Annotated in this window: 1 protein-coding gene and 1 rRNA gene; both read right to left on the bottom strand. The window is 55.1% G+C overall.

Annotated features, from left to right (window positions below; translation table 11 throughout):
* Nucleotides 1-50: 50 nt before the first annotated feature.
* A complete protein-coding gene (locus tag ABEA92_RS31480) occupies nucleotides 51-479 on the bottom strand; it encodes a transposase family protein (RefSeq protein ID WP_425572530.1) in 429 nt (142 codons plus the stop codon).
* Between the two features lie 460 nt (nucleotides 480-939).
* A 5S ribosomal RNA gene (gene rrf / locus ABEA92_RS31485) occupies nucleotides 940-1,025 on the bottom strand; the annotation flags it as partial.

The raw sequence follows: 1,025 nt of genomic DNA on the forward strand, positions 1-1,025 counted from the left end.
TCGCCACTCGCTATGAGAAGCTCGCACGAAACTTTCTTGCAATGGTGAAACTATCGATGATCGGTCGCTATCTTCGAATCATCGCCCCATGGAATTCCGCAATTTAAGGTTTTCAGACAGAGCCTAGCCGACTGAAGGACTTTAATGGCAAAGGCTTCAAACATCAGCGTGAATCGAGAGTGCTTCCCGGCCCAGGGCACGGCAATGGTTTTCACTCCGCACTGAGTGCATTGTGAACGAGGGATTGCCGCTTCGATGATGGTCTCAAACTGCATGGTGTCCAGGTGCCTCCACCGACGCGTTGGCGCGGTGTCCGCACGAGAGCATTCATCCTGGCACTCGGGGCAGCAGAGTTTGCCGCCGGAGTGACGCAATTGGATCACAACCCTGTTGGCATCCATCTGAAGGTCAACGTTCTGGACCTGCCACTGGTCATCAAGTCCCAGTAGCAAACGATAGTGGGCATGTAGTTCATTCATACAGCCATGGTAGAAAAACCAAGACCGCTCGGAAATCAGCCACTAAAATCGACGAAGAGCCCCCGGAGGGAGGGTGAAGTCGAGTTCACCTCCCCCGTGGGGAGGTCAGAGTCGGCGGTAGCCGGCTCTGGGTGGGGTTCGGAGTGTTAGAAGTAGATCGTGCAAACATGGTTTCACCACCCTCCCCGGCCGCTATCGCGGCCGACCCTCCCGGCGGGAGGGTGATTTTTAATTCACCTCCCCTGTGGGGAGGTCAGAGTCGGCGGTAGCCGGCTCTGGGTGGGGCTCGGAGTATTAGAGATGGACGGTGCAAGTATGGTTTCACCACCCTCCCCGGTCGCTTCCAGCGGCCGACCCTCCCGGAAGGGAGGGTGAAACTTTTTGGGGCGAAGCGTCTATCGTGTTACCAACCGCGCATAAAAAAACTCTCTTGCAGCAAAGCTGCAAGAGAGTTTTAAAAATCCGGCAATACCTACTTTCACGCTGGTATGCACTATCATCGGCTCAGAAAGCTTGACTTCTGTGTTCGGGATGGGAACAGGTATG

Source organism: Novipirellula caenicola (genome assembly GCF_039545035.1).
Classification (GTDB): domain Bacteria; phylum Planctomycetota; class Planctomycetia; order Pirellulales; family Pirellulaceae; genus Novipirellula; species Novipirellula caenicola.

Coding starts and splice junctions, on each gene's coding strand:
- ABEA92_RS31480 (WP_425572530.1), bottom strand. CDS start 479: ATGAATGAACTACATGCCCACTATCGTTTGCTACTGGGACTTGATGAC.